Source organism: Pseudomonas sp. M5, from assembly GCF_016907075.1.
GTDB lineage: Bacteria > Pseudomonadota > Gammaproteobacteria > Pseudomonadales > Pseudomonadaceae > Aquipseudomonas > Aquipseudomonas putida_E.
The window spans coordinates 2,731,696-2,754,854 of sequence record NZ_JAFBBH010000001.1; the positions used below are offsets into that span (position 1 = coordinate 2,731,696).

18 protein-coding genes are annotated in these 23,159 nt (G+C 64.0%); 7 read left to right on the plus strand and 11 right to left on the minus strand.

All coding sequences use genetic code 11. From position 1 onward, the window contains the following. The first annotated feature begins 164 nt into the window (after positions 1 to 164). On the plus strand, positions 165 to 1,661 hold the full coding sequence (locus JOE27_RS12445) for a sensor domain-containing diguanylate cyclase (protein WP_115273892.1): 1,497 nt from the start codon (positions 165 to 167) through the stop codon (positions 1,659 to 1,661). Here the strand turns inward: JOE27_RS12445 and JOE27_RS12450 are convergent. Beyond that, positions 1,658 to 2,134, minus strand: a complete 477-nt coding sequence (locus tag JOE27_RS12450) for a PA2169 family four-helix-bundle protein (protein WP_046784517.1) — start codon at positions 2,132 to 2,134, stop codon at positions 1,658 to 1,660. The two genes, JOE27_RS12445 and JOE27_RS12450, sit on opposite strands and share 4 nt — an antisense overlap. A gap of 200 nt (positions 2,135 to 2,334) precedes the next feature. On the opposite strand from JOE27_RS12450, the gene JOE27_RS12455 reads away from it, so the two are divergent. After that, complete coding sequence (locus tag JOE27_RS12455; protein ID WP_012316204.1) at positions 2,335 to 2,556, plus strand: DUF3820 family protein; 222 nt, start codon at positions 2,335 to 2,337, stop codon at positions 2,554 to 2,556. Between the two features lie 118 nt (positions 2,557 to 2,674). Here JOE27_RS12455 and JOE27_RS12460 read toward each other — a convergent pair whose 3' ends face one another. The 3 genes from JOE27_RS12460 to ptsP are packed head-to-tail and all read right to left on the minus strand — an operon-like array spanning position 2,675 to position 8,211. Beyond that, on the minus strand, positions 2,675 to 4,414 hold the full coding sequence (locus JOE27_RS12460) for a PTS fructose-like transporter subunit IIB (RefSeq protein WP_115273890.1): 1,740 nt from the start codon (positions 4,412 to 4,414) through the stop codon (positions 2,675 to 2,677). Beyond that, entirely contained in the window at positions 4,411 to 5,358 is a 948-nt protein-coding gene (gene pfkB / locus JOE27_RS12465; protein ID WP_046784519.1) for a 1-phosphofructokinase, read from the minus strand. Before pfkB ends, JOE27_RS12460 begins: the two co-directional genes overlap by 4 nt. Beyond that, complete coding sequence (gene ptsP / locus JOE27_RS12470) at positions 5,359 to 8,211, minus strand: phosphoenolpyruvate--protein phosphotransferase (RefSeq protein WP_204918859.1); 2,853 nt, start codon at positions 8,209 to 8,211, stop codon at positions 5,359 to 5,361. A gap of 296 nt (positions 8,212 to 8,507) precedes the next feature. On the opposite strand from ptsP, the gene cra reads away from it, so the two are divergent. Both cra and JOE27_RS12480 read left to right on the plus strand, forming a co-directional pair. Next, on the plus strand, positions 8,508 to 9,503 hold the full coding sequence (gene cra / locus JOE27_RS12475; RefSeq protein WP_012316208.1) for a catabolite repressor/activator: 996 nt from the start codon (positions 8,508 to 8,510) through the stop codon (positions 9,501 to 9,503). A gap of 2 nt (positions 9,504 to 9,505) precedes the next feature. Beyond that, the gene (locus JOE27_RS12480; protein WP_115273886.1) at positions 9,506 to 10,282 is read left to right on the plus strand and encodes a TatD family hydrolase; all 777 of its coding nucleotides are present in this window, start codon (positions 9,506 to 9,508) and stop codon (positions 10,280 to 10,282) included. Positions 10,283 to 10,288: 6 nt separating this feature from the next. On the opposite strand, the gene JOE27_RS12485 is transcribed toward JOE27_RS12480, so the two are convergent. From JOE27_RS12485 to JOE27_RS12500, 4 genes are all read right to left on the minus strand, one after another. Beyond that, a complete protein-coding gene (locus JOE27_RS12485) occupies positions 10,289 to 12,301 on the minus strand; it encodes a methyl-accepting chemotaxis protein (protein ID WP_204918861.1) in 2,013 nt (670 codons plus the stop codon). A gap of 102 nt (positions 12,302 to 12,403) precedes the next feature. Then, positions 12,404 to 13,234 carry a regulatory signaling modulator protein AmpE gene (gene ampE / locus JOE27_RS12490; RefSeq protein ID WP_046784523.1) on the minus strand — a complete coding sequence of 277 codons (831 nt, stop codon included), beginning with the start codon at positions 13,232 to 13,234 and terminating at the stop codon, positions 12,404 to 12,406. Next, positions 13,231 to 13,803, minus strand: coding sequence for a 1,6-anhydro-N-acetylmuramyl-L-alanine amidase AmpD (gene ampD, locus JOE27_RS12495; protein WP_046784524.1), 573 nt, complete (start codon positions 13,801 to 13,803; stop codon positions 13,231 to 13,233). Before ampD ends, ampE begins: the two co-directional genes overlap by 4 nt. 85 nt (positions 13,804 to 13,888) lie before the next feature. Beyond that, positions 13,889 to 16,054 (minus strand): DUF1631 domain-containing protein, encoded by a 2,166-nt coding sequence (locus JOE27_RS12500; RefSeq protein WP_204918863.1) that lies wholly within the window; start codon positions 16,052 to 16,054, stop codon positions 13,889 to 13,891. 243 nt (positions 16,055 to 16,297) lie between these two features. Here JOE27_RS12500 and nadC point away from each other — a divergent pair, with 243 nt between their 5' ends. Next, complete coding sequence (gene nadC, locus JOE27_RS12505) at positions 16,298 to 17,146, plus strand: carboxylating nicotinate-nucleotide diphosphorylase (RefSeq protein ID WP_204918865.1); 849 nt, start codon at positions 16,298 to 16,300, stop codon at positions 17,144 to 17,146. Between the two features lie 74 nt (positions 17,147 to 17,220). Here the strand turns inward: nadC and trxB are convergent, their stop codons facing one another. Beyond that, positions 17,221 to 18,183 (minus strand): thioredoxin-disulfide reductase, encoded by a 963-nt coding sequence (gene trxB / locus JOE27_RS12510; protein WP_003247318.1) that lies wholly within the window; start codon positions 18,181 to 18,183, stop codon positions 17,221 to 17,223. Positions 18,184 to 18,512: 329 nt separating this feature from the next. Between trxB and cysZ the strand changes: the two genes are divergently transcribed. Further along, positions 18,513 to 19,241: a sulfate transporter CysZ gene (gene cysZ, locus JOE27_RS12515; protein ID WP_012316215.1), complete on the plus strand. Its 729-nt coding sequence runs from the start codon at positions 18,513 to 18,515 to the stop codon at positions 19,239 to 19,241. A gap of 102 nt (positions 19,242 to 19,343) precedes the next feature. Here cysZ and JOE27_RS12520 read toward each other — a convergent pair whose 3' ends face one another. Next, the gene (locus tag JOE27_RS12520) at positions 19,344 to 20,660 is read right to left on the minus strand and encodes a PAS domain-containing methyl-accepting chemotaxis protein (RefSeq protein ID WP_204918867.1); all 1,317 of its coding nucleotides are present in this window, start codon (positions 20,658 to 20,660) and stop codon (positions 19,344 to 19,346) included. 174 nt (positions 20,661 to 20,834) lie between these two features. Between JOE27_RS12520 and JOE27_RS12525 the strand changes: the two genes are divergently transcribed. After that, on the plus strand, positions 20,835 to 22,049 hold the full coding sequence (locus tag JOE27_RS12525) for a glycosyltransferase family 1 protein (RefSeq protein WP_204918869.1): 1,215 nt from the start codon (positions 20,835 to 20,837) through the stop codon (positions 22,047 to 22,049). Here the strand turns inward: JOE27_RS12525 and JOE27_RS12530 are convergent. Next, on the minus strand, positions 22,018 to 23,121 hold the full coding sequence (locus tag JOE27_RS12530) for an NADH:flavin oxidoreductase (protein WP_119687764.1): 1,104 nt from the start codon (positions 23,119 to 23,121) through the stop codon (positions 22,018 to 22,020). The two genes, JOE27_RS12525 and JOE27_RS12530, sit on opposite strands and share 32 nt — an antisense overlap. Positions 23,122 to 23,159 lie beyond the last annotated feature (38 nt).

The following is a 23,159-nucleotide window of genomic DNA, read 5'->3' on the forward strand; positions in this document are numbered from 1 at the left end:
AAGTCAGCCCCACACGGTGTGTGCCGACCGGTAGGCGCTGGCTTGCCGGCGATGGGCTGCACAGCAGCCCAATGCATGATTCCGTCGGACAAATCTTGTCCGACAATCATCACTTCCCTAGAATGTCGCCCGCCGCAACCGGCCCTGCCTCAGCAGTAGCGCGCATGCCCACTCGATTACCGCGTCTCGCACTCTACAGGTCGCACCCCGAGCTGATCCTCAATCTGGGCAGTTGCATCGCCGTGCTCGCTATCGTGGGCATCGTCAGTTATCTGTTGGGGCGCGAGCGCGAGAGTGTCGAGCAATCGGCCATCCGCTCCTCTAGCAATATCGTCCAGCTGATCGAAAGCGATATCCTGCGCAACGTCGAACTTTACGACCAATCCCTGCGCGGGCTGATCTGGGCCGTGCAGCATCCCGAACTGCTGCAGGTCGCCCCCAACCTGCGCCAGCAGATCCTTTTCAACCAGACGTTCGCGGCCCCTGTGCGCGGCGATATTCTCTGGCTCGATGCCAATGGCGACGTCGTGGGCGACTCCACCAGCGTCACCCCGCGCCAGGCCAATTTCGCCGACACCTTCGACTTCCGGGCCCATCGCCGCGACCCTGGCCTGGGCTTGTTGATCAGCCCGCCGTTCAAGGCACGGCTCGGCGACCTCGACTGGTGCATCAGTTTCAGCCGGCGCATCTCCGCAGCCGATGGCAGCTTTGCCGGGGTAGCCGCCGGAGCCCTGCGCCTCTCCTATTTCAGTGAACTGTTCCAGCGCCTTGATATCGGCCATGAAAGCAGCATCAACCTGCTCAACGTCGACGGCCAGTTGCTCGCCCGCCAGCCGCGCCGCGATCAGGACCCGTTGGTCGGCACCAGCTTCGCCGACCGCCCCAACTTCAAACGCATCCTGGGCGAGCGCAGCGGCAGCTTTACAGCCCGCTCCAGCATCTATGGCACCCAGCGCATGTACACCTTCGCCCGGGTCGCCGACCTGCCGTTGATCATACTGGTGGTGCATTCTGCCGATGAGGTGTTCCAGTCATGGCGCCGCACGGCGTTGGTGGTCAGTATTGCCACAGGCGTGCTGTGCATCGGCATTCTCTGGCTCACCCTGTTGCTGGGCCGCGAATTGCGCCGCAGGCATGAGGCGGAACAGGGTCTGGCCAGACTGGCAGCAACGGATAGCCTGACGGGCCTGGCCAACCGTCGCCGGCTGGATCAGGTGTTACGCCAGGAGTGGGCGCGCGCCCAGCGCAACCGTAAGCCGTTGGCCGTGCTGATGGTGGATGTGGATCACTTCAAGGCATTCAACCAACGCCATGGTCACGCAGGAGGCGATCACGCCTTACGTGAAGTGGCCAAGACGATCGAACAGTGCATACGACGCCCGGCAGACCTGGCGGCGCGGTATGGGGGGGAGGAGTTTCAGGTGGTTTTGCCGGAAACCGAACTGGCCGGTGCCCGTTTGCTGGCAGAGAGGATCCGGTCGCATGTCGAGGCGTTGGCACCTTTTGCCGATGATGTACACGCGGTGACGGTGAGCATCGGCATCAGCGTACACACCCCCGGCACCCAACAAGACCTCGCGACCATGCTGGGTGCCGCGGATGAGGCGCTCTACCGGGCCAAGGCCAAAGGCCGAAACCGGGTAGAGGGCCCTGCGGATTAGGAGCGGGCGCGTGCGGCGTTGCGCAGTGCCTTCACTTGGTCGTGGTTACGCTGTACGCCCTGCAGTTGCTTTTCCACGAGCATATAGCTCGAATCACTGACGGAGCGGCCCAGCTTGACCAGCTTCTCACGCGCTTCCTTGTAGGCTTTGAGGGCGTGGTCTTCACCGCGCTCTACTTCGTTGAGCACAGCCTCTTCATCCTTACCGGTAACCATCGACTTGAGGTTTACCCAGCCGCGGTGCAGGTCGCCGCTGACGCTGGTGGAGGTTTCCGGGTCGCCACCCAGGCGGCGCACTTCACTCTGCAGTTCGCCTGCTGCATTGGCGCATTCGCCAGCGCGCTGGACGAAGAACGCTTTGAGCTCCGGGTTTTTCACATCATCGGCCGACTCCTTGAACCCTTTCTCGCCGTCCTTGCTGTACTCGATCAGGTTGTTGAGCACGTCGATTACGTCTTTGTTGAGGTCGCTCATGGCTGAAACTCCTTGGCAGGTAATAGTCATGTAAACAGGAGCAGCCTTCGTGCCAAGCTTTCCATTGAATAAAATTACTTTAAAAACAATAGGTTAAAAAAATAACGCCTCGCTGGAAAACGGCGTTATGCATGATTGCCGCTTGGGCGCTCGTGCAGATTGCAGTATGGTCGGCGCACTTCCATTGCCAGGCACTGCCGATGAAACCGGAAACCCTTGAACTGCTGGTAATCCGCACCATGCCCTTCGGCAAATACCAAGGGCGGATCATCGCCGACCTGCCGGGTGACTACCTGGCATGGTTTGCGCGCAAGGGGTTTCCGGCGGGTGAGCTGGGTGGGTTGCTGGCGTTGATGCACGAGGTCGATCACAACGGCCTGGGGGATCTGCTGGTGCCGTTGCGGCAAAAGCATCGGCGCTGAGCCTGTTGCGGACTATCGCCGGCAAGCCGGCTTCCACAGGTACACCCCTGGCCTTGAGAGCCGTGGGGTAACTGGGGAGCCGAATTGCCAGCGATGAGGCCAGCGATGATCGAACGCCCTAGCCCTTGGCCGGCGCCACGACCATTTCCACCCGCTCGCTCTTCTTGATCAGCGCATACACCACCGCCGTCAGCAGGCTACCCGCGACAATGGCCAGCAGGTACAGCAGCGCATGGTTGATCGCATTGGGAATCAGCAGCACGAACAGCCCGCCATGGGGCGCCATCAGCTTGCAACCGAAATACATCGACAGCGCGCCGGTCAATGCGCCGCCAGCGATACTTGCCGGGATGACCCGCAGCGGGTCTTTGGCGGCGAACGGGATGGCGCCTTCGGAAATGAAGCACAACCCCAGCACCAGAGCGGCCTTGCCGGCCTCGCGCTCGCTCTGGGCGAACTTGCGCCGGGCCAGGAACGTGGCGATACCGAGGCCGATCGGCGGCACCATGCCGGCTGCCATGGTCGCCGCCATCGGCGCGTAGCTCGAGGATGCCAGCAGCCCTACCGAAAAGGCATAGGCCGCTTTGTTGATCGGCCCGCCCAGGTCGATGCACATCATGCCGCCAAGCAGCAGCCCGAGGAGGATGGCGTTGGTGGTGCCCATGCTGTCGAGAAACTGCGTCAGGCCTTCGAGCATGGCGGCCACCGGTTGGCCGACCACGTAGATCATCACCAGGCCTGTGAACAGGCTCGCCAGCAGCGGAATGATCAGGATCGGTTTGAGCGCATCGAGGCTGCTCGGCAGGCGTGCCCAGCGCGCAATGGCTTTGGCGCTGTAACCGGCGAGGAAGCCGGCGACGATACCGCCGATGAAACCGGCCCCCAGGGTGCTGGCCAGCAGGCCGCCGATCATGCCGGGCGCCAGGCCCGGGCGGTCGGCAATGGACCAGGCGATATACCCCGCCAGCAACGGCACCATCAGCTTGAATGCGGCCTCGCCGCCGATCTGCATCAATGCAGCCGGCAGGGTGCCCGGTTCCTTGTAGGCTTCGATGCCGAAGACGAACGACAGGGCGATCAGCAAGCCCCCTGCCACCACCATCGGCAGCATGAAAGAAACACCGGTCAGCAAGTGTTTATAAACACCGGTTTTCTCGGCCTTGCCGGCACTTGAAGCGGCTGCAGCGTCACCTGCGCTTTCCACCTTGGCCTCGGCCAGGGCCTTGTCCAGCGTGGCGCGGGCCTGCTTGAGGGCGATGCCGGTACCGCAACGGTAGATCCGCTTGCCGGCAAAACGGGCCGTGGGCACTTCGATATCGGCGGCCAGCAGCACCACGTCGGCTTCGGCGATGGCCTGGGCCGACAGCGGGTTGCGCGCGCCGACCGAGCCTTGGGTTTCTACCGTCAGTTGATAGCCAAGCTGTTGCGCGGCCTGCTGCAACGCTTCGGCTGCCATGAACGTGTGCGCCACGCCAGTCGGGCAGGCGGTTACCGCGACGAGCTTGGCCGCAGCAGTGGCCAGGGGCTGTTCGGCTTGATGAGTATCGGCCTGTACCTGGGCATTTGCGGCCGCCTCGTCGAGGAAACCTTCACGGTCGGCCAGCGCTTGCGCCGGTGTGCTCTGGAACAAACGCTTGCCCGCGAAGCGGGCCAGGTCAACCGGCCCGGTGCTGACAACCAGCACCCAGTCGGCATCAGCGATCTGCGCGGCGCTCAGCTGGCGGTCGGGATGCTCGGCATCCTGCACTTCCACGCAGGTTTTCCAGCCGCGGCGCTGGGCGGCAGCGGCCAGCAGGCGCGCGCTCAGCACGCTGGACACCTGGCCGTTGGGGCAGGCGGTGACAATGGCAATGTTCATCGGCGAGCCTCTTGTTGTTCTGTCAGTTGCACGGCGGCCTCCAGGCGCGCCAGTTGCTCGCGGTCACGGATACCGAAACCGACCTGGGTCACGGCCTGGGCGGCGATGGCCGTGGCGCGGCGCAGGGTCTGCGCAGGCGCTTCAGCCAGCAGCAGGCCGTGCACCATGCCCGCCACCAGCGAATCGCCCGCGCCCACCGTGCTGGCAACCTGCACCTGCGGTGGCTGGGCGTGCAGCGCGTGGCCAGCTGTAAACCAGCTGACGCCCTGCTCCCCCGCCGACACCACCACGTGCTCGACACCGGTGGCCAGCAGTCGCTGGGCGGCAGCCTGCTGTTCGGCGGCGCTGTGCACGTCAAGGCCAAGCACTTCGCCCAGCTCTTCGGTGTTCGGCTTGACCAGCCAGGGGGCGCTCTGCAGGCCTGCGCGCAGGGCCGCACCGCTGCTGTCCAGGGCAACCTTCAGGCCTTGGCCCTTGAGCTGTTCGAGCAACCGGGCGAACCAGTCCGGGCTGATACCGCGTGGCAGGCTCCCAGCTACCACCACGGCGTCATGCCCGGGGGCGACCTGTTCAAGCAGGCGCATCAGGGCCTCACATGCGGCCTCATCGACCTGGGGGCCTTGGCCATTGATGTCGGTCACCCGGCCATCAGCCTCGACCAGTTTGAGGTTGCTGCGCGTCTCACCCGGTACACGCACGAAGCAATCGGCAAAGCCGCGCCATTCGATCAACGCCTCGAACGGTTGCAGGTTGCCCTGGCCAAGGAAACCACCGACGGTCACGCTGTGCCCCAGGTCGGCCAGTACCTGGGCCACGTTCAGCCCTTTGCCGGCGGCATGGCTGTGCTGGTCCTGGGCACGGTTGACGTGCCCGGGGCGCAGGGCATCGAGGCTGACGGTGATGTCCAGCGCCGGGTTCAGGGTCAGGGTAAGGATCTTGGCCATTCAGTAACGCTCCACCAGCGCGCGAACCGCTGCGGCGCTGTCTTGTTGCAGGGCCTCGCGCGCCAGGGCGCGGGCCGTCTGATGATCGGCCTGGCGAACCAGGGCCTTGACTTCGGCAACGCTGCGGGCGGCCACGCTCAGTTCGTCCACGTCCAGGCCCAGCAGCACCGCCACCGCCTGCGGGTCGGCGGCCAGTTCACCGCACACCCCTACCCACTTGCCCTCGGCATGGGCAGCGCGCACGGTCATGTCGATCAGGCTCAGCACGGCCGGGTGCAGGCCGTCGGCCTGGGCCGACAGGCTGGGGTGGCCACGGTCGATGGCCAAGGTGTACTGGGTCAGGTCGTTGGTGCCGATACTGAAAAAGTCCACTTCGCGGGCCAATTGTGGCGCCAGCAAAGCGGCGGACGGCACTTCGACCATGATGCCCAGTTGCAGGTCGGCTACCGGAATTTCCTCGCGCAGGCGCTCGACCATCGCCCTCGCCTCCCGCCACTCATGCACCTGGCCGACCATCGGGAACATGATGCGCAACGGGCGCTGATCCGCGGCGCGCAGCAGGGCCCGGAGCTGGTCTTCCATGATCTGCGGGCGCTGCAAGGTCAGGCGCACGCCCCGCACACCGAGGAAGGGGTTTTCCTCGGCAGCGATCGGCCAGTAGGGCAACGGTTTGTCACCGCCCACATCGAGGGTGCGCACTACCAGTGGCCGCCCGCCCAGCCCATCGAGCACACGGCGATATTCGGCTTCCTGGGTGGCGACATCCGGCACCTGCGAGTGGGCCATGAAGATCAGCTCGGTGCGCAGCAGGCCGATACCTTCGGCGCCCTGCTCCACCACCTTGTCGATGCCGCCGCTCTGGCCGATGTTGGCGAATACTTCGACGGCATGGCCATCGCGGGTTACCGCTGGCTCATGACGGTTGGCCCAGGCTGCTTGCAGGCGCTGCTCGCGCAGGTCACGCTCGGCCAGCGCACGTTGCAACTCATCGGCTGGCGGGGCGACGCTGACTACGCCGCGCTGGCCATCGAGCAACAGCGGCGTACCTGGTTCAAGCAGCAGAATCGCCGCCCCCGCGCCGACCACCGCCGGGATGCCCAAGGCCCGCGCAACGATCGCGCTGTGAGCGGTTGCGCCGCCATGGGCGGTGACGATACCGGCAACCCGCGCCGGGTCCAGGCGGGCCACATCAGAAGGGCCGACTTCGCCCATCACCAGCACGTAAGGTTGCTCAGGCTCGGCCTGCGTCTGCACACCGCACAACTGCGCCAGCACCCGGCGGCCGATATCGCGCAGGTCGGCAGCACGCTCGGCGAGCAGCGCATCATGCAGCGCCTCTTGTTGGCGGGCCGCCGCTTCGATCACGGCCATCCACGCGGCGGCGGCGCTTTCACCCTGGGCCAGACGCAGTTCGACATCGTCGGCCAGTGCAGGGTCGGCGAGCATTTCCTGATGGGTGACGAAGATCTCGCCAACGGCCTTGTCGCTGCGCTGCACCAGGGCCTGCAGCTCGGCGTTCACCGTCTCCAGTGCCCGGCGCAGCTTGACCCGCTCCTGCGCTGGCGATTCGCCACGCAGCGGATAATCGATGTCACGCTCGACGCAGACATGGGCGGGCCCACTGGCAATGCCGGGGGCCGCAGCCACGGCCTGGATACGGCTACCGGCAGCCGGCGCCTGCAACACCTCGACGGGCGCTGGGTTCACCGCAGCCGCAGTTTTCGGCAATGGCTCAACGTCCTCACCCAAGCCCTGCTCGATTGCCGCCAGCAGTACCGGCAAGGCATCACCGGCAATGGACGGCTCGGCCAGCAGCTCCAGTTCCTGACCACGGCGTGCGCCAAGGCTGAGCAGCTTGCTCAGGCTCTTGACCGAAACCGCAGGTTGCGCGCTGTCCAGCACACGCAGGCGGATTTCGCCCTCAAAACCCTTGGCCAACTGCGCCAGGATTTTTGCCGGGCGGGCGTGCAGGCCATGTGGGTTGGCCAGCACGAAACGAGCGCTGGGCCAGTCGGGAGCGGTCTCACCACCCAGCACCTCAAGTACCGCGCGGCTGCTGGTGGCCTGGTAAAGCGTTTGCCCGCGCCCCTCGATCAGTACCTCGCACAGGCGCTCGAGCAGCGCCTGGTGGGCAGCGCCGAGGCTGGCCAGGCAAAACAGGCCATTGAGTGGCTGGTCGCGGTAGCGCAGCGGCTGTTGCGGGGTGACGAAGGCCAAGCCTGGCTGACGTACCTGCCGCTCGCTGTGCAGCCACCAGAGCCCCTCGCCCAGGGGCAAGGGCTCGGCCTGCTGCAGCACCGCGGCAAAACCATTGTCGACACACCCGGCACGCTGCAACAGGCGGGCACCGCGCCAGGCCAACTCGTCGAAGTCTTCGGCGGGCAGGTTCAAGCTGACCAGTTGCGCATCCAGCGCCAGCGCCTGGGGTGCGCCCTGCAGCAGCTTGAGCAGCGCTTCGGCGGAACTGGCACGGCGCAGGGCTTCGGCCAGGTCGGTCTCGCCCAGGGCACGGGTCAGCAACTGCAGCAAACGCAAGTGCTCGTCGGAGCGTGCGGCAATGCCGATGGCCAGGTAGACGATCTGGCCGTCCCCCCAGTCCACGCCTTCAGGAAACTGCAGCAAACGCACGCCAGTGGCATACACCAGGTCGCGGGTCTGCGGCGTGCCGTGGGGGATGGCGATGCCTTGGCCGAGGAATGTAGAACCTTGCGCTTCGCGCGCCTGCAGGCCCTGCAGGTACCCTTCGGCGACCAGGCCGTCAGCGACCAGTCGATCCGCCAGCAGGCGCAGAGCCTGGCCTTTGTCGACGGCCGTCTGGCCCATGGCTATCTGCTCTTTGGCGAGCTCGAGCATGACCTTCTCCTTTTGCAGCCCCTGCGCGCACTTTTGCACCGGGTACTGAGGTATTGTTGTGAAATTCACGTATTCAGCCAGTCAACGGCCTTGCACGAGCGGCAGGGAAGGCAGAAAAATTAGTAGCTGAAACGTTTAATCTGACCAAGCGGCCACGTTACTCGATAATCTTCCGGGGAAAAAGCCCCATCCTGTCGGACAATTGCGACAATGGTCGTCTGCGCGTGGTGGCCGGCCCGGGTCAAACTGCCCGGTCTGGTTGTACAGCCCGCCCCGGTAATAACAAGGAAAATTCGGTGAAACTCAGCGATATCGCCCGTCTGGCTGGTGTGTCCGTGACCACTGCCAGCTACGTCATCAATGGCAAGGCCGAACAGCAGCGCATCAGCAACAGCACCGTCGAGCGGGTGCGTGCGGTGGTCGAGGCCCACGGCTTCACGCCCAACCCCCAGGCTGCGGGCCTGCGCAGCCGGCATACCCGCACCTTGGGCTTCATTCTGCCGGACCTGGAAAACCCCAGCTACGCGCGCATTGCCAAGCAGCTGGAGCAAGGCGCCCGCGCCCGTGGCTATCAACTGCTGATCGCCAGCAGCGATGACAGACCCGACAGTGAGCGCCAACTGCAGCAGCTGTTCCGGGCCCGGCGTTGCGATGCCCTGTTCGTCGCCAGTTGCCTGCCCCCCGAAGATGACAGCTACCGCGAACTGCAGGACAAGGGCCTGCCGGTTATCGCCATCGACCGGCGCCTGAACCCGGCACACTTTTGTTCGGTCATCAGCGATGATCGCGATGCCAGCCGCCAGTTGGCCGATAGCCTGCTGGCCACGGCACCGCGCAGCATCGCACTGATCGGTGCGCGCCCGGAGCTGTCGGTCAGCCAGGCCCGCGCAGGCGGCTTCGACGAAGCCATGCAGGGTTTTGCCGGGGACGTGCGCCGTTATCAAGGCGAGGCATTCAGCCGCGAATGCGGCCAGCGCTTGATGCAGCAGTTGATCGACGAGCTGGGCGGCCTGCCGGATGCCTTGGTCACGACGTCCTACGTGCTGCTGCAAGGCGTGTTCGACACCCTGCAGGCGCGCCCGGCCGATTCGCGCCTGCTGCACCTGGGCACCTTCGGTGACAACCAGTTGCTCGATTTTCTGCCGCTGCCGGTCAACGCCATGGCCCAGCAACATGGCCTGATCGCCGCCACCGCCCTGGAACTTGCCTTGGCGGCCATCGAGGACAAACGCTACGAACCCGGCGTGCATGCCATCGGTCGAACCTTCAAGCAACGTATTACTGTGGCCTGAACATGCGCCTGATCGACACTCACACCCACCTGGACTTCCCCGACTTCGATGCCGACCGCACGCGCCTGCTGGCTGACGCGGCAGGGCGTGGGGTGGAGCGCATGGTAGTGCTGGGGGTTTATCAGGCCAATTTCCAGCGGGTGTGGGAGCTGGCCTGCAGCGATGAGCGCGTGCGCGCAGCGCTTGGGCTGCATCCGATCTACCTGGAGCAGCACCGCCCCGAGCACCTGGTGCAGTTGCGCCAATGGCTTGAACGCCTGCAGGGCGATCCGCGGCTGTGCGCCGTGGGCGAGTTTGGCCTGGACTACTACGTCGAAACCCTGGACAAGGCGCGCCAGCAAGCGCTGTTCGAAGCACAATTGCAGATGGCCTGTGACTTCGAACTGCCCGCCCTGCTCCACGTGCGCCGCAGCCATGCCCAGGTGATTGCCACACTCAAGCGCTACAAACCGGCGCGGGCCGGGATCATCCACGCGTTCGCGGGCAGTTATGAAGAGGCGCGCGAGTACATCAAGCTTGGTTTCCGGCTCGGGCTGGGTGGTGCCGGGACCTGGCCGCAGGCAGTGCGCTTGCGCAAGACCCTGCCGCGCCTGCCGCTGGAAAGCATCGTGCTGGAAACCGACGCCCCGGACATGGCCCCGGCGATGTTTGCCGGTGAGCGAAACAGCCCGGAGCATCTACCGGAGATTGCCGGGGCATTGGCTGAGGTGATGGGCATTGATGTGCACGTGTTGGCCGAGGCCAGCAGCAAGAATGCCTGTGAGTTGTTTGGCTGGTAGTACTGGCTAAACCCTGAACGCCCCGATCAACCGTTTCAACTCTACCACCTGCTCAGACAATGCCCGGCTGGCATCCTCGGCCTGGCAAGCCCCCAACGAGGTGTCCTGTGCCGCCTGGTTGATCGCCACGATGTTCTGGTCGATGTCATGGGCCACCGCCGTCTGCTGCTCTACCGCCGCCGCTATCTGCTGGTTCTGCTCGACAATGCCGCCAACCGCGCCAAGGATGTTGCCCAACGCCTGCTGCACCTGGCGTGCCTCCTCGACCGTGCCCGCAGCCATCTGATGGCTACTGCCCATGGCGCGAACCGCTGCCCCGACACCGTCCTGCAAACGCTGGATCATCTGCGCTATCTGCGCGGTGGAATCCTGGGTGCGCTTGGCCAAGGTACGCACTTCATCAGCGACCACGGCAAACCCCCGGCCTTGCTCACCGGCCCGAGCTGCCTCGATTGCAGCGTTGAGTGCCAGCAGGTTGGTCTGCTCGGCGATACTGCGGATCACCTCCAGGACTTGGCTGATCGCCTGGCTGTCGTCGGCCAGCTGATTGATCGCCAGCACCGTCTGGTCGATTTCGGCTGCCAGCCGGCCAATGCTGCCCTGCTGCTCTTGCACCAACGTGCGCCCATTGGCACTTTCGTGGTTGACCTGCTGCGCACCATCGGCGGCCAATGCAGCGCTGCGCGCCACTTCCTGCGCAGTGGCGCTCATCTGGTTCATCGCCGTGGCGACCTGCTCGATCTGTTCACGCTGGCCGCTGACTGACTGGCTGCTGCGTGCCGATACCGCCAGTACCTGCCCGGCCTGCGCTTCGACCGCCACAACGGTGTGGCCGACCTGCTCGATCAGGCAACGGATACGGCGCACGGTTTCGCTGAAGCCCTGGGCCAGTTCGCCCAGTTCGTCGCGGCTGTTGGCCTTGAAACTGACCGTCATGTCACCGGCCGCCACCTTGTCCATCGCGCCGCCCAGCTTGCGCAGGGTCGTGCGGATCGATACATAGAAGCCCCCGTAGAGGTAAAGGATCAGTGCGAAAACGCCCGCCAGTACGGCCCCCAAGGCGACCATGCGCAGGCGCTGCTGGCCAAGACGCTCCTGCAACTGCAGGTGCAGATGCCCAAGGACTTGCTCGTTCAGTTGGTAGGTGTGAGCCATCAGCTCACTCACCTGTTGATAGAAGGCGGGCCAGGGCGCATCAAGGGTTTCAGCGACCACCACACGCTCCTCGAACAACGCGGCGGCTTGCTTGACGGAAAGCTTGCTGGCCTGTGCCGCGGCGATCATGTCGGCAGGGACGCCGGGGTCACTGGCCAGGGCTTCATCCACCCGCATGCCATAGTCCGCCGCCAAACGCTCCAGGCGTTGCAGCAGGTCTTCGAAGCGGACGCTGCCGGATGAGTCGATGAACCCTCGGCCAAGCGCGATGGCGCCCATCGTCCTGCCCTCGCCCAAGGCCAGGGTCACCTGGGCGGTGGCAGTGCCGAGCAGTTCGCTCAACTGGCGCACCGAAACCTGGCTGTCCTGGCTGAGGCCGGACTGGCTGGCCACCAGTTTGCTCAGCACCTGTGCTTGAGCCAGCAGCTTGTCGAACAGGGCGACCTTGGCCTGCAAGGACGTTTCGGCCTGGGCGCTGGCAAAAGCGCCAGCCAGCTCGTCCAGCTTGGCCTGGGGAACCGACTCATGGCCCTGCAGGGCCTGCACCTGTGCCTGGACCTTGTCCTGCAACGCAGCGATGCGTGACTCCAGGTCGCCGGCCTGGCCCGACTGCCCGAGCACGGCATTGATCTGCATGAGGTTGCCGAGGGCTTCCAGGTCGGTGCGCAATGCCAAGCTGCCGCTAAGCGGGGTAATACCCTGCAATTGGGCACGGGTTGCCTGAAACTGCTGATAGGCGTCGCGCACCAGGTAGCTGCTGGTGGCGAGCATGGGCAGGAAGAACAGGGCGCTGATGAGGCTGAACTTCTGGCCGAAGCTCAGCCGGTTCATCAGTGCGATTGCCGGGTAGAGCAGACGCTTCACGGGGCACCTCCTTGGATTCTTGTTGTTCTGCGAGGGGTAGCACTAGGCCACCTGTATAGCGCAGATCGAACCGGAGGTTTGTAACTTAAGGTTAACCGGCGCTCAGACCAGCACCGTCCACAGCGCAAAGCCCGCATACCACAGCACCGCACAGCGCAACAGCAGCTCCCACAGGCTATCGAGCCGAGCCAGACCGCGCTGGCTGTCCTCTTGTTCGGGAATGTCATCGGCAACCCGACCGACCCTGGCCACCAGGTGCCCGGCGCTGATGTGCCAGTTGAGCAGTTCGTGCAGCATCACGCGGGTCACTGCGACGAAATTGCCGACGAGGGCGAAACTCAGGGCCAACACACGTACCGCAAGCCAGTCCATGATGTGCCGCAGCTGCTCGGCCCGGGCCTTGAGCGCAGGCTGGCAACTGTTATCGCCTGTCAGCGCCAGCAGGCGATAGGCCAGCGCCGCCCCGGGGCCGAGCACGAAGTACCAGAAGATCACGGCGAAGAAACTCTGATAGGCCTGCCACAACAAGTAGCCTTGCACGCGCACCAGCAAAGCCTGGGGTTCATCAGCCACCAGGCCCAGGTCGCGCTCGGCCACATGCAGCGCGGCCTGGTCGTCGCCGCGCCGCCAGGCATCGCGAAACGGCCCAAGGGCGGCCTTGGCATCTCCGCGGCCGAGGCTGTAGATCAGCACCAGCAGGTGCACCGGCAGGGCCAGCAAACCATAGGCCACCGGGTCGAGCACGTGCAGCAGCAACACCAGCACCGCCACGGGTGCAAGCACCAGGATGGCCAGGCTCCACCAGGGGTGCACCTTCCCGCTGCGCTCCAGGCGCACCAGCTCGCCCAGGAAGAAGCCATCGCGCTGTACCTGATGGCGCAGGGCGGAGAACTTCTCGACCCACAACGCCAGTATCAACACCAGAAAACTCATGCCTTGTCCTCGTTGTGCTGCACGGCTGCGCGGTAACGCTGCCAGTCGAATGCCGGGCCAGGGTCGGTCTTGCGCTGCGGGGCAATATCGCTATGGCCCTGGATCCGGCCCAGGTCGATAACCGGCCAGGCCGCCTGAATCTGCCGGGTGAGTTGCTCCAGCACACGGTACTGGGCATCGCTGTACGGCAGGTCGTCGGTACCTTCCAGCTCGATACCGATGGAAAAGTCGTTACAGCCTTCTCGCCCGTCAAAACATGACACGCCGGCATGCCAGGCACGGTCCAGCAACGACACGAACTGGGTCACCGCACCGTCGCGCTCCACGAACAGGTGCGCCGATACGGTCAGGTGGCTGATGCTGGCAAAGTAGGGATGTTCGCTGGGGTCCAGGCGGTTCTGGAAGAACTGTTGGACTTTGCCGCTGCCGAAGCAGGCCGGCGGCAGGCTGATGTTGTGGATCACCAGCAGGGAAATCGATTCGCCCTCGGGTCGCGCGTTGAAGTTCGGCGAAGGGCAGTGGGTGATTCCGTTTCCGTGGAACCAGCCGGTGGCACGGTCCAATTGCATGGGGCAGTTCCTGAAGAACGCTGGGTACAGAGGCGCAGTATGCCCTGCCAGTATCGCGCTTTGCATGTGAATCTGCAGTAGCAGGTCAATGAACCTGCTGCTGGCGCAAGCTTTCCAGCACGGTCTCCAGCGCCCGCTCGAAAAGCAGGCCATCGTCCAGCAGCCGCACCTCACCAAGGCGCAGTGCTTGGGCGAGGCCCAGCATGTTCCACTCGCGGACCTTCATCCCGGTGCGGTTGGCGAATACCAGGCGGTCACTGCTGTCGATACGCGCCACCAGTTTGCAGCGCAACGGCTCGTCATCGTCGAGCACTTCTATCCAGGCGCCGATGCGCAGGCGCTGTACCGCGCGCAGTTGTGCGGCTTGCTCGTCGTGCGGGTGCAGCGGCGCACAAGCGGGCTCTTCGGCCATGGCCAGCACGATGTCCTCCGCCACCAGCACTTCGGCCAGAGCCTGATCGCCTGGAGTAGGAGGTAGCTCGCCCCCTGCGCAGGCACGCAGGTGCAGTTGCTCGAGTTGCTGGAAAAAGTCGCGGGTCGCCTGCGAGTCCAGCGCCACGCCGGCCAAACCCTCACGCAATGCCTTGAGCAGGCCGGGCACTTGCTGCAGCAGGGCCTGCGGATCACGCCGGGGAATGATGCTGGCAAGCAACGTGTCCATGGTCGCAAGGGCGTTGATCCACGCCGCGGAGCCCTCACCCTGTTTGAGCCAGGCCAGCAGCAGCACCTGGCTCCAGGCTTGCACCAGCATCTGCACGACTGCTTGAGGCAGCACCCGACCGCGCAAGCGCTGGTTGAGTACCTGTTGCACCTGCTGGCGAGCCTGCACGGCGCGCGCACGCCCTTCTTCGGCATCGCGGGTGCGTTGTTCGAGCAGTTCGTTGCGCCGCCGTTCATCCTGGCTGAAGGCCATGAAGTCCTCCAGCAGTTCGGCGAACAGGGCCGAGTCCTCGGTGAAGTCATTGAGCAGACGCTGGACGATGCGCCCTACACGCAGGTGCAGGCTGTCACGCAGGCCTTCGCTACCGGTTTCCCAGCCGATCGAGGCTGCAGCGATCTCATTGAGCAAGCGCCGAGCAGGGTGGCTGGCGCGGCTGAACAGCCCTTTGTCGAGCAATGCCACCTTGAGCAACGGGATGTGCAGGCGGGCAATCAGCGCCCGCAGGCTGTGCGGCAGGTTGTCATCGGCCTGGACGTAGTCGAACAGCAGGCCGACCAGGTTGATCATGTCTATGTCGGCCGTGGCAATACGCCGGCGGGTGCCACTGCGCACGCTGACCCGCAACAGCAACTGTTCGAGCTGCTGGCCGAGGTCGAAATCGTCTTCGTCGAAGGTAGCCGGCACATAGTGCTGCAAATGCGTGAGCAGGCGCAGCAGGTCGGCGGTGCTTATCGGCTGGGCTGTGGCAATGGATTGCAAGCGTGGCGCGATCCTGCCGCGGGCCGGTGCCAGCAGCCCTTGCACCGAGGTGAAGAAAGCCTGGCCGGCACTGTCCGCGCCGATGGCCTCGTCAGGCCCCAGGCTGGCCGGCGTCCGCCGCGAGCTCAGGCGACAGTCCTCGGCACGCCGGCGCGGCGCAGGCGGCAGCTCTGCCAGCACGCCGGCAGCGGCCAGCAACTGGTTGGCTTCGCCATAGAGCACGTCGGTATCACGCAGCACGTAACGTTCGAACAACTTCAGCAGGACCAGTTTGACCCGCAGGCCAACACCCAGGTTACGCCCGGCATCAAGGAAGTAGCCACACAATGCACCAGGCGCCAGGGGGCTTTTTTGCAGGTCCAGCGTACATTCGAGCAGGGCCTGCAAACGCAGGGTCAACTGCTCCAAGGCAATTGCGTCGCGCGACAGCACGCGCGCAACCATACCCTCGACGGTCGCTGCCCGCTCCTGTTGCGCCTTGTTTTTCGGGTGATCGGTAATGGCCACGAAGCCCAGTGGCTCGGCCTCACCTATGCGGGCGAACCTCTCGTAGAACCTGTCGAGAAAGCCGCGCTCGATGCTCTTGCGCTTGAGGCGCAAGTCGCGCATAGCCTCGAAATACAGGTTCTGATCGAAACGGTCAGCAGCCTTCTCGGCCATTTCAAAGAGGGTATCGTCAGCGTTGTCGAACAAAGCCTGCAAGCCCTGGCGCAATTGCAGGGCCGCCTTGTCGCGCACCTGCAGCAACAGCATCGGCAGGCAAGGCAAGGGCGTGCGCGCACCCCGATCGATGGCGGCCGCCAGGGGCACCACCTTGCCTTCTTTATGCATCCCGAACTCCTTGCTGGGCGACGTGTTCGATAAAAGTGAAAAATCGTCAAAGCTATGACGCCAAATACTGGGCGCCATTATCGGTAAAAATGCCGATACCTGCCAGCACCTCTTCACTCGCCGGTAAATGACTGTATTTTTTGCCAAATGCTCACTCGGCCTGACCAAAGGTCAGGTGCAAGGCGGCTGTAAACAGCGGCCCCCTGCCCTATAATCGCCGGCAACTTGCTTGTGGAGCCGACCATGCCGAACCTACGCCTTGCCGACCTGACCGCCGAGATCGAAGCCAACGTGCGCCGCGCCCTGCTGGAGGACATCGGCAGCGGCGACATCACCGCGCAGCTGATTCCGGCCGAGCGCCTGGCCAAGGCCACCATCATCACCCGCGAAGATTGCGTAATTGCAGGCACCGCCTGGGTCGATGCCGTATTCCGTCAACTCGACCCGCGTGTGGCGGTGCACTGGCAGGTGGCCGATGGTGACCGCGCCACGGCCAACCAGGTGCTGTTCCACCTCGAAGGCCCGGCACGTTCACTGCTCAGCGGCGAGCGCAGTGCGCTGAACTTCCTGCAGATGCTGTCGGGCGTGGCCACACGTGCCCGTGCGCTCGCCGACCTGGTCGAAGGTACCCAGGTGCAACTGCTCGACACCCGCAAGACCCTGCCCGGCCTGCGCCTGGCGCAAAAATATGCAGTGACCTGCGGCGGCTGCCACAACCATCGCATCGGCCTGTTCGATGCCTTCCTGATCAAGGAAAACCATATTGCCGCCAGCGGCGGTGTGCCCGAAGCAGTAGCGGCAGCCCACCGCATTGCTCCGGGCAAGCCGGTGGAAATCGAGGTGGAAAGCCTGGATGAACTGCGCCAGGCGTTGAGCGCCGGTGCCGACATCATCATGCTCGACGAGCTGAGCCTGGACGAAATGGGCGAAGCGGTACGCATTACCGCTGGCAAAGCCAAGCTGGAGGCCAGTGGCGGGGTGACCGAAAGCACCCTGCGGGTGATTGCCGAGACTGGGGTGGACTACATCTCCATTGGTGCGATGACCAAGGATGTGAAGGCCGTCGACCTGTCGATGCGCCTGAGCCTCTGAAGCGGGCGAAACCTGCACAAAACCCAAGACACAAAAAAACCGGCCAGATGGCCGGTTTTTTTGTGCGCTGCGGATCAGAACGAGGCGTTGGCCAGGCCGTCCAGGTAGCGCTCGACGTCCAGCGCAGCCATGCAGCCGGCACCGGCAGAGGTGATCGCCTGGCGGTAAACGTGGTCAGCCACGTCGCCTGCGGCAAACACGCCTTCGACATTGGTGGCGGTAGCGTTGCCTTCACGGCCGCCGTTGACCACCAGGTAGCCGTCCTTCAGGGTGAGCTGGCCTTCGAACAGCGAGGTGTTCGGCGTGTGGCCGATGGCGATGAACACGCCGTCGACCTTGATTTCGTCGCTGCTGCCATCGTTGTTCTTCAGGCGCGCACCGGTCACACCCATGTTGTCACCCAGCACTTCGTCCAGGGTAGCGTTGAGCTTGAGCTCGATCTTGCCTTCGGCGACACGGGCGTTGAGCTTGTCGACCAGGATCTTTTCGGCGCGGAACGTTTCGCGGCGGTGCACCAGGGTTACCTTGCTGGCGATATTGGCCAGGTACAGCGCCTCTTCAACGGCAGTGTTGCCGCCGCCGACCACAGCCACCGGCTTGTTGCGGTAGAAGAAGCCGTCGCAGGTAGCGCAGGCCGACACACCCTTGCCCATGAAGGTTTCTTCCGAGGGCAGGCCCAGGTATCGCGCGCTGGCACCGGTGGCGATGATCAGTGCATCGCAAGTGTACTTGCCGCTGTCACCCTGCAGGGTGAAGGGCTTGTTGGCCAGGTCGACGGCGTTGATGTGGTCGAAGACGATCTCGGTCTCGAAACGCTCGGCGTGTTCCTGCATGCGCTGCATCAGCGCCGGGCCGGTCAGGCCATGGGGGTCGCCAGGCCAGTTGTCGACTTCGGTGGTGGTGGTCAGTTGACCGCCGGCCTGCATGCCGGTGATCAGCAGCGGCTTGAGGTTGGCGCGGGCGGCGTACACCGCGGCACTGTAACCGGCAGGGCCGGAACCGAGGATGATGACGCGCGAATGACGTACTTCAGACATGTCGAACTCCTGTCGAGCGGGCCTCAGGGGCCGGCATCGGTATACCGGCTGCGCCAGCTGAAATTAAAAAGGACCCACGCAGCACTTGGGGAAGGCTACAACGCGCAGGTCCGAAACCTGAAAGTTGAGCGCACTGTAGCGAGGTGGCAGAGATTAAGGAAATATCCTTCGACAATCCACCTCATAGGCATCCTCTATACGTCAATTTCTCCTATGGAAAAGGCCGTCGTGCTTTTGTTACAGGCAGTTTCCCATCCTCTGCCCGCCTTTCGTCGGCGCGGCAAAGCCGGTAAGGTCAGCGCGTTTTCCCTTCTCTGCGGAGCGTCTCGATGCAAGCCCCTGTCCTCTCTGGCCCCCAGTACCTGCGCGAAGGCCTGAAACTGGTGCTCAGCCCCAATCTGCGGTTGTTCGTACTGCTGCCGTTGGCGATCAACCTGCTGCTGTTCGGCGGCATGATCTACTTCGCCGGCCACCAGTTCGGCCTTTGGCTCGATGCCCTGATGCCTACCCTGCCGGACTGGCTGAGCTTCCTCAGCTACATCCTCTGGCCGCTGTTCGTCGCCTTGCTGGTATTGATGGTGTTTTTCACCTTCACCCTGGTGGCCAACATCATCGCCGCGCCTTTCAATGGTTTTCTGGCCGAAAAAGTCGAGGTGGTGGTACGTGGCGAGGACAACTTCCCGGCGTTCAGCTGGGGCGAGCTGGTGGCGATGGTGCCACGCACCTTCGGCCGCGAAATGCGCAAGCTCGGCTACTTCCTGCCACGGGCCATCGCGCTGTTCATCCTCTCGTTCATCCCGGTGGTGAACGTGATCGCAGCGCCGCTATGGCTGATCTTCGGTGTGTGGATGATGGCCATCCAGTACATCGACTACCCGGCGGACAACAACAAGATGAGCTGGCAGGACATGCTCGCCTGGCTGCGCCAGAAGCGCTGGCAAAGCCTGGGCTTTGGCGGCATCACCTACCTGGCGCTGATGGTGCCGGTGGTGAACGTACTGATGATGCCGGCTGCGGTGGCAGGGGCCACGCTGTTCTGGGTACGCGAGCGCAACTGATCCCCGGCCCGCATGCGCGGCCCGCCATAGGCGCGGCCTTGTGTCGCGAAAGGGCCGCAACGCGGCCCCAGCAACATGTGCATCACCGCCGAATCCAGGGCCTTACTGCCCCAACCGGCTGGAAAACTGCCCGACCGCATCCACAACTTTCTTCGCCCCTTCCTGAATCTCGACGATCACCCCACCGGTATCCGCCGCCAGCGCTAGCCCCTGTTCGGCCTGGCGCTTGCTGGTATCGATGATGTCCACAGCCGCCTGGGCCAGCTGCTCGTTCTGCTGCACCACCTTGGCGATTTCTTCGGTGGCGGTGCTGGTACGTGAAGCCAGCTGGCGCACTTCGTCGGCCACCACGGCAAAGCCGCGACCCTGCTCACCCGCCCGGGCGGCCTCGATGGCCGCGTTGAGCGCCAGCAGGTTGGTCTGCCCGGCAATGTCGCTGATGGTCTTGATGATCGCGCCGATCACCTTGGACTGTTTGTCCAGCGCCTGGATGCCTTCTGCGGCTTCCTGCATCGACCCTTCCAGCCCACGCATCACTTCGACGGTCTGTGTGACCACATCGGTGGCCTTTTGCGCACTGTTGTCGGTTTCCAGCGAGGTGTTGTAGGCGATGTCGGCTGCCTGCGCCACGGCCTGCTCCTGATTGACCTGGTCGGTGATCACGGTGGCGAACTTCACCACCTTGTACAGCACATCATGGGCATCGATGATCGGGTTGTAGGAAGCCTCCAGCCATACAGTACGCCCATGGGCGTCGATCCGTTTGAACCGATCGGCCACGTATTCACCGCGGCGCAGCTTGTCCCAGAACGCCTGATAGCCCGCCGAATTGGCTTCTTCCGGCTCGCAGAACATGCGGTGGTGCTTGCCGCGAACCTGCTCCAGGCTGTAGCCCACCGTTTGCAGAAAGCGATCGTTGGCAGTCAGCACCTGGCCGTCCAGGTTGAATTCGATCACCGCGGTGGAGCGCATCAGTGCCTTGATCAGGCTTTCATGTTCGCGCGAGGTCTCGATGGTGCGGGTCAGGTCGCTGCAGTGCATGGAAAAATGCCTGATGCGCCCGTCACTGCCCTTGACCGGCTGCAGGATCGAGCGCAACCAGGCTTCTTCGCCGTTGCCACGCAGCAACCGGAAAGCACCGTTGAGGTGTTCCCCGCGGCTGATAGCGCTTTTCATGCGTTGGTAGAAATCGAGCTTCTTCACATGTTCCGGCACGATGTCTTCAATATTGCGCCCGATCAATTGCTCGCTGCGGTAAAGCATCTCTTTCTCGAAATTACCGTTGATCAGTTCGATACGCCCCTGGGGGTCGAGCTGAAGCACCAGCATTTCGCTGTCCAGGCTGTTCTTGATCTGCTCGATGGAATGAAGCTCCTCTCGCAGTTGCTGGATTTCTTTTTTGAGCTTGCTGTTGAACATCACCGCTCCCGGAGCGAGTCACCTGATCGAATGCATCTTCATCGGCTGCCTGGCAGGGCTCTTGAGTGCTGCACGAGGAAATATTCATCCCGCTGGAACTGCCGGCAATCAGGCGTCATCGGCACGTCACAAGGCTGTCACATAAGCGCAACGCAGCAAGCGGAAACTTTTTTCATGAACACACCTGCCCTACGCATTACCCTCGTCAGTGAAACCTTCCCACCCGAAATCAACGGCGTGGCAAATACGCTCGGCCGACTTGGCGATGGCTTGCGGCAGCGTGGCCACCAGGTGGAGATCGTGCGGCCACGCCAGGCCGGTGAATTGCCCGCAGGCGACGATCAGGACCTTTTGCTGTGCCGCGGCTGGGGCCTGCCGGGCTACCCGGGGCTGCAATGGGGCGAAGTGTCGATGCACAAGCTGTTGAGGCGCTGGCGCCGGCAGCGCCCGGATGTGCTGTACATTGCCACGGAAGGCCCGCTGGGGCTCAGTGCGTTACGGGCGGCCCGGCGCCTGGGCATCGCCGTGGTCAGTGGTTTCCATACCAATTTCCCGCAGTATTGCGGCCGGTATGGCCTTGGCCTGCTGGCGCGGTTGCTCACCCATTACCTGCGTTGGTTCCATCGACGCACGGCCACCACCTTGGTGCCCAGCGCCAGCCAGAAGCTGGAACTGGAGCGGCGTGGCTTCGAACGCCTTACGTTGATGGCCCGTGGTGTCGATGCCTGCCTGTTCAACCCGGCCAGGCGCAGCCAGGCGTTGCGTGACGCCTGGGGGTTGGGCCCTGAAGACATCGCCGTACTGCACGTCGGGCGCCTGGCGGCGGAAAAGAATCTGGGGCTGCTACGGCCATGCCTGGACGCCCTGAAGAAGACTTATCCACACACGCGGCTGCGCTTGGTCGTGGTTGGCGACGGCCCGCAGCGTGCTGCTCTCGAACAGCAGCTGCCCGATGCGGTGTTCTGTGGCGCCCAGCGGGGTGAAGCACTGGCCGAACACTATGCCAGCGGCGACCTGTTCCTGTTCCCCAGCCTGACCGAAACCTTTGGCAATGTCGTGCTCGAAGCCATGGCCTCGGGGCTGGCGGTAGTTGCCTATGATGAGGCCGCTGCCGCCCAGCATATCCGCCACGGGCACAGTGGCGCGCTGGCCATGCCCGGTGATCAGGCGGCGTTCATCGATGCAGCCTGCTGGCTGCTCGAAGAAAGCGAAACCCTGCGCCGGGTTCGCCTCAATGCCCGCCAGCATGCCAGCCGCCAAGGCTGGCCGGCGATCGTCGAGCAATTCGAGACGCATCTGTACAGCGCGTACCTGGCAGCGCCTGCGGGTACCGAGCCTGCAGGCACCGCTCTGGCGGTCAAGCCAGGGTCGACAGCGCCTCGCGGCTGAACGGCAGCACCTGCGCTTCGCGGCCTTCGCGAACCTTCTGCGCCCATTCGGCATCCACCAGCAGTGCCCGGCCTACGGCCACCAAGTCAAATTCCTCATCACCCAGGCGACGAAGCAAGCCTTCGAGGCTGGCGGGCTTGGCCACCTTGTCGGTATCGACCATGAACTGCAGGAACTCGCCATCGAGCCCGACGCTGCCCACGGTAATGGTCGGTTTGCCTGTCAGCTTGCGTGTCCAACCGGCGAGGTTCAACTCCGAGCCTTCGAACTCCGGCTCCCAGAACCGTCGCGTCGAGCAGTGAAAGATATCCACACCCGCATCGGACAGGGGCTTGAGGAAAGCGGCCAGCGCCTCAGGTGTTTCAACCAGGCGAGCGTTGTAGTCCTGCTGCTTCCATTGCGAGAAGCGCAAGATGATCGGGAAGTCAGGGCCCACAGCTGCCCGCACGGCCTGGATCAGCTCGATGGCAAAGCGCGAGCGGCCCGCCAGGTCGCCGCCGTACTCATCTTCGCGACGGTTGCTGGCGGCCCAGAAGAACTGGTCGATCAGATAGCCATGGGCGCCATGGATCTCCACGCCGTCCATGCCAATGGCCTGGGCATCGCGTGCTGCAGCGGCGAACGCGGCGATCACCTCACGGATATCGCCCTGTGTCATGCCGTGCACCAGCACCTGCCCATCCTTGACCTTTTCGCTTGGCCCATAGCCCGGCACTCCGGCGTCCGGTTCGGTACCCAGGCGGCGTACCGCGCCCACATGCCACAACTGCGGGACGATACGCCCACCTTCGGCATGGACAGCATCGACTACGCGCTTCCAACCGGCCAAGGCGTCTTCCCCATGAAAACGCGGGACATTGGCATAGCCGTTGGCGGCCTTGTGTTCAACCGTTGTGCCTTCGGTGATGATCAGGCCCACACCTGCGGCGGCGCGGCGGCGGTAGTACTCGACCATGCCATCATGGGGTGCGCCGCCGGGGCAGAAGGTACGGGTCATCGGCGCCATGACGACGCGGGTCGGCAACTCGAGCGCGCCGAGGGTGAAAGGCTTGAAAAGAGGGTTGGTGGGCATTGGGCGCTTCCGTCTGGGTGAGGAAATACGCCTGAGGT